The following is a 5,855-nucleotide window of genomic DNA, read 5'->3' as shown; positions in this document are numbered from 1 at the left end:
GCGTTTGATTTCTTCTTCGAAGATTTCTTTTTCTCTTTTGCCTTCAAACTGCTCTTTTTCTTTTTTACCGATCCTTTTGACTTGCTCTTGGTGGATTTCTTTGATGATGCCTTCTTTTTCTTGGTGCTTTTTTTCTTCGCTTTCGGCGAGGTTTTCTTTTTCGGTTTTACGTTTGACTTCTTCTTCACCTTCGAAGCTTTCTTTTTCGGTTTTGCCTTTGACACCTTTGCTTTCTGCTTGGCTTTCTTCGCCTTCGAAAATTTCTTTCCGCTCTTTTGACTCGATTTTTTCGCCGACAGCTTACTTTTTGCTTTCTTCGTCTTATAACCATAAGTCTGCACTGTTCCCGCACTTTTACTGCGTGACTTTTTCGATTTTGCTTCGGCAGAAGGAATCTCCACAAGACTCAGACATAAAGCAATAATGACAAGAACATGCAGGAATACCGGTAATCGCTTACGCATTCGGCTTTCCTCCTTGGCGTTGCTTCCGTCTTCTTATGAAGAAAAACAGTACACTGCCCAAGCAAAGCAAGCCAATTCCCACATAAAGAACAGAAGACCGTTCACCTAAAGCTGGGAGTTTCCCATCTTGAATCGGCACAACTTCCCCATCTTTTTTCTTTTGTCCGGTTTGTAAGTTTTCAGCTTGTGGCTGAACTGCTAAAGTCACAGGCTCTTCTCGTTCTTCTGTCGCAGGAAGTTCTACCATTAACATATCAGCTTCTGGAATACGAGCTTGTTGAAGAAGATTNTCACAGGCTCTTCTCGTTCTTCTGTCGCAGGAAGTTCTACCATTAACATATCAGCTTCTGGAATACGAGCTTGTTGAAGAAGATTTGTATCTTCATATACCGAAACATCATATTCATTGAGTAGACCTTGATAGGTATGAGTTTCATCTTCTAAATCTCCCGCAGAATCCTGTTCCTCAAAAACCGCCGTTTCGTTCGGAGGAAGACTCGCTGAACCAAGGATGGTTGTTGAAAAGGTCGCATCGTTTTCCGCCATAACATCTTCTTGATCTGTCGCATCATTTTCCACCATAACATCTTCTTGATCTATATCTTCGGATAGATTCTCTGTAACATTCGGTTCTTCTTCAGCATAAGCGATAGGGATGGAAAACAAATCCCGCCATAAACTTTTGGGCGTTGAAGTCACCTTCGCTGTTGTTTCTTTCGGTTCTTCAGTTTCTTGCGTTTCCTCGGCGCCATCTAAAAAAGTCAGATATTCTGTCGCAGGAGCGTCTATACTGGTTGTATTAGTAGTTAACGCTTTTTCTTCATCCACCACTTTCTGTGCCACAACTTGGTATTTGCCATCAATCCACTGTTTAATGGTTTGATGAAGAATGATACCTGTCACTCCATTTGCTTTATACTGTTGTTCTTCAATAACTTGGTTCCCCGCATAAATGTGCGTCGTATTGTCAAAATTCCCTTGTTGAATCTGGGTCGTCATGGTGTATGTTGGAGTTTTGCGTGTGATAAGGGCCTGACCTTTCCCACTAACTTCGACCGTCATAGTATCGTCTTTCGTGACAGAAATAGTATGACTTTCGCCCGCTTGCAGGGTTTTCTCTGACACCGCACCATCATCGACAGTATCCTGGTAGAGTAAAATTCCATTCTCTTGATTAATAAGCGTTAGAATTTGTCCATCGGCATAATTCATTGTATTAGAGCGAATATGTCCGTGATAATCTACACGGGTAATCCCTCGGCTGTCATATCCAAGATCCAGCCAATACCCGCGTGTTTGACGATAATAATAATTGACCGTAATATCTGTATTGCCAACAATGCCATAAGCGTTATCGGGAAGACGATCCATCATTAAGCTATACTCATCATCTAAGTCTTTTGCCGTAGTAGTGTAAGCGTCTTGATAATTCGCTGTTAAGGTGCTGCTGGCAAGCTTGTTCCCGCTTTCATCAAGATAATTCACATAGATCTGCTTCTCAACAGGCGCATAATAACACACAACCGTTTTCTCCAAAAAATCTGCCTTTTCACCAGACAGTTCGTCTTTCGTGGAACCACTATCGAAATAATACCCATCGGGTGCTTCAATAGGATTTACTTCCCACGCTTTCCCATACCCAAACGCAAATACCTTAGTAGGAGAAACAGAATCTGTCGAGTCCTGACGCAGATATTTGACTTTCACACTCACTTTATGCGCAATCGCTTTTGTTGTATAAGTCGTGTCATTCTCTTGTTCGTCAATATTCGTATGTGCTTGATATGTAAACGATGAACCATCTATCAATTTTGGATCCAAGGTGCCTTCGATGACAAACCGGTAGGTTTCACCCGCAAATGCCAGTTGTTTCATCGTTTCTTGTGTAACTGAAACGATGAATTGCCCATTCCCTAAGTCTTCGACTGCAACAGGCAATACTTGCCCCTTTTCATCTACAAGGTTCACCGTTGGATTTTTGATCTCTTGCGATAATGTGAAAGTCGTATCCCAATTCGCATAACGATGATTGATATTCACATCTAAGGCATTAATTGGTTGAACGAATGCCGCTTGCACCTTTTGCCCCGGTTGATAGGTAGATTCATCCACCTCCCAACTAGCTTTTGGAATTTCCACCTCTCCAAAATCTGGTTTCACTAATTCGATATTATTAATAGTTCCATAAGCACCAAAAATTTCAAAACCATTAGATTTTTTGTCAGGCACTCCATCAGAAGTAGAATCATAGCTACTTATTATTTTATTCCCATAGAATTGATACAACGCCCCGCCGAGTGGGAAATCATTAAACCCATTGGTTGGCGTACCATCAGATTCAAACTTACCATTTCCTATATATTTTAAATTAGAACCATATCCAAGAGGTTTCGCATTCAATCCAAAGCGTTGTGTGTAATCAATATCACTAATTGTTGGAAACATCAAAATATCGACGGGTTGGCGTGTTAGACTATCTAAAAATTGATAAGAAACATTAACACCGCCCACATTCGCAATACCAAGATAGATTGCTCCAGCGCTTCCTGTACCGATGTTAAAAAAACTCTCGTTTTCTTCCGTATGATGTACCCCCGTTACAGAAACCACCACATCAAGACGCTGCCCCGCTTTTGTTTTGGCGACATTCGAAATCAGTACTTCTGGAAAAACCCCATCATTTTCTTGAACTTGAAATTTAAATCTAGTAGGCACCTGTGTGCTTGGGGTCCCCTTCAATACTGTAAAAGTTGAATCCGGACCCACTTCTATGGGACCATCTAATAGAAATGGCGCCACCTCACTAGGGTCTGTTTCAGATTTTGTTAATAGCTTCACATTTAGGTTTCCATTACTTAGATCATCAACTGATTGAACGGTACCTTTCACTTCTGTATCGAACCCATTTGGTAACGTCGATTGATCGTCAATCACCATCGGTGCCCCTGCAGCAAAAGTAGATGGTGGAAAAAGAAACCCACTAAACCATAGTACCGATAAAATACAAACAAGCCTATTTAAAAAATAACGTTGTTTATATGTATTCATTTTATTGATAACTTCCTTTTATATTTTCTTTTACTTTTCTTTCGTTGGCAAACAGAAAAATACAATTAACACGATATTTAAAATAGGCACAAATGTGGCAAGTATCCATGTCGGATGAAAACCAGCATCTCTTAATCGACGTACACCCGCACTTAAATAAGCCAAAAAGTACACAACAAATAACAAAAGAAAGAGAAGGAGCGAAAAGGCTTCAAATGTGGCTTCTTCTGCGCCACTGTAACCACCAACAAAACCTAACAAATAGGAACCGGTATAAAAAAGCACTAAAATCAAAATGGCATTCACAATATTACCTAACCAAAAATCTTTCCTATTCATCTTTCCACGATAATCAAACATCTTTGTCCAAAACAATTTCATAATACAAATTCCCTCCATTTTTAATTTATATCTTTCTTGTAAACCACTAAATAAACTATTTACCAGAGCGCTCTTTCCTATGTTCCTCTTAAGTTCTTTAACCTCAATCGCAAACAAAATGGAAAAGTCCTCCTGATAAATGGTGAAGCCAAGCCCCCTTCCTTTCAGATTTTTTTTACAAAACAATATTATCTGCATTTCAACTGTACATTTTATGTACATTTCGTTATTTCACACATAAAAAACTAGCCCACAAATGTGAGCTAGTTTTTTATGTGTGATTTGGACAAGACTTCCAAACCTAGTTAAAATGGGGTTTTTTATGGTATATGTATACTTTAATTTCACGAAAATACAATAAATTAGCAGCTAGCTTTTTGTGAAAAATATCTTGAGAAATAGAAATTAAAATTATGCAATATTAATAAAGAATTATACCTCGGCAGGGCTAAAATCGTACAAAAACTCATTGAAATCACAATTGAATCAGGGTTAAAATTAGCTCCTTTAAGTTGGAGGGTAAAAAAGTAACAACTAAATCTACTGCAAAAGAGAAATTTGACATTGGCTTCCCATCAGCCAGAGAGTCATCGCCCCAAACAATTCATCTATCAGGCTTTTCATACTCCTGGAATCATTGAGTGTACAGGAATCTAGCTTTAGCATGGTGGCCAGCCACATAGCCGGAGGCTTTTCCCCATTAGTTGTTCGGATTCCCAGGAGGAGTAGAGCTTTTGCAAATTAGCAGAAAAAAGCACTTTAAGCATCTATTTGGGGTGGAAGGGAGGCTGTTCATCCGAGATGGATTCAATTACCTCATCCACCACGCGGGTAACATGATGATGAGGAATAGGCCCCTCTACATCTAGGATGGCAAAGCTTTGATGGTTATTATATGTTTAAATATGGAAGTAGACTGTCTTTTGGAAGCAGGAATCTCCTCTTTTACCTCTAGAGGGAGAAATAGTTGCGTGTTATACTCATTAGTAGTATTCTTCGGATTACTTATAAAAATCGTCCTTTTCTGAATGAGGTTTGGTCACTTTCATTTTACTAGATTGGACGATTTTTTTTGAATGCATCTTTCGATATAAGCAGAAAAGAGCTACCACAGAAAATCAGTTTTCACTGACTTTCTGGACAGCCCCTTTCAATAACAGGAGGATCTAGCTTGAAGCAATTGAAATTTTTTTTAGCCATTATTGTATTAATGTTGGGTTTAGTGCTTACATTTAGTCCCTTTTTAAAAAATACAATTCTGGATAAAAAAGTACATAGCCTGATGGAGCAAATAGATACTATGGATAATGTAGCGTTAGAGGGAAATAGAAAAAAAGTTGAAGCAGTAGAAGAAGTTAATGAGCTGCCCAGTGAACTAGATGTATTAAAAGGGTTGAGCTATAAGGGTGAACCAGTTGCCTTTATGTATATTCCAAGTACAGGCTTGAAGCTGCCCATATATAAAACTGTCACAAAGCAAAATCTATTACATGGTGCAGGGGAAATGAAGGAATACGACAAGTTAGGAAAGGGTAACTATGTTTTGGCCGGACATCGAATGAAGAAAAAAGGATTGTTATTTCATGATGTAGTTCGTCTAAATAACGGTGACAAAGTATACGTTACGGATAAGAAAAAGATCTACGAATATCAAGTAGTTCATAAGCAGATCATTAACGAAAATGAAATAACTATTATGGAGGAAAATGGAAAAGACGAAATCACCTTAATAACTTGCGATATACCAAGTGAACCAGAAAACAGAGTAGCCGTAAGTGGGGATCTTATTAATTCTTTTCCATTCAATGAGGATTTTAAAAATATAGAATAGGAGAATGTTTAATTACTTAAAAAGTGTATTAAACGGAGAAAGTTTCCTGTTTAGGTAAAAAGAGGAAGAGCCTATATAACAGGGAGTGTAAACTAAACTGTGTAAGTGAGAGAGCGTACGGCTCTTGCTTC

General features: G+C 38.7%; 5 protein-coding genes. 1 reads left to right on the top strand and 4 read right to left on the bottom strand.

Features of this window, described 5'->3' with window-relative positions; translation table 11 throughout:
- The 4 genes from D5F11_RS25540 to D5F11_RS25525 form a co-directional block, all read right to left on the bottom strand.
- Positions 1 to 464, bottom strand: a 464-nt coding sequence (locus D5F11_RS25540; RefSeq protein WP_185830919.1) for a hypothetical protein, incomplete at its 3' end; no start/stop codon positions are given.
- The gene (locus D5F11_RS25535) at positions 457 to 711 is read right to left on the bottom strand and encodes an LPXTG cell wall anchor domain-containing protein (protein WP_185830918.1); all 255 of its coding nucleotides are present in this window, start codon (positions 709 to 711) and stop codon (positions 457 to 459) included. The genes D5F11_RS25535 and D5F11_RS25540, both read right to left, overlap by 8 nt.
- Complete coding sequence (locus tag D5F11_RS28310) at positions 711 to 2,339, bottom strand: MucBP domain-containing protein (protein ID WP_425470923.1); 1,629 nt, start codon at positions 2,337 to 2,339, stop codon at positions 711 to 713. The genes D5F11_RS25535 and D5F11_RS28310 overlap by 1 nt, the downstream gene beginning before the upstream one ends.
- Positions 2,340 to 3,542: 1,203 nt before the next feature.
- Positions 3,543 to 4,010: a DUF805 domain-containing protein gene (locus D5F11_RS25525; protein ID WP_185830917.1), complete on the bottom strand. Its 468-nt coding sequence runs from the start codon at positions 4,008 to 4,010 to the stop codon at positions 3,543 to 3,545.
- 1,054 nt (positions 4,011 to 5,064) lie between these two features.
- On the opposite strand from D5F11_RS25525, the gene D5F11_RS25520 reads away from it, so the two are divergent.
- Positions 5,065 to 5,724, top strand: coding sequence for a class A sortase (locus D5F11_RS25520; RefSeq protein WP_120119587.1), 660 nt, complete (start codon positions 5,065 to 5,067; stop codon positions 5,722 to 5,724).
- The last annotated feature ends 131 nt before the right edge of the window (positions 5,725 to 5,855 follow it).

The sequence above is a fragment of the Siminovitchia terrae genome (genome assembly GCF_003605405.2).
GTDB lineage: Bacteria > Bacillota > Bacilli > Bacillales > Bacillaceae_C > Siminovitchia > Siminovitchia terrae.
This window is presented reverse-complemented; position numbering and strand designations above follow the sequence as displayed.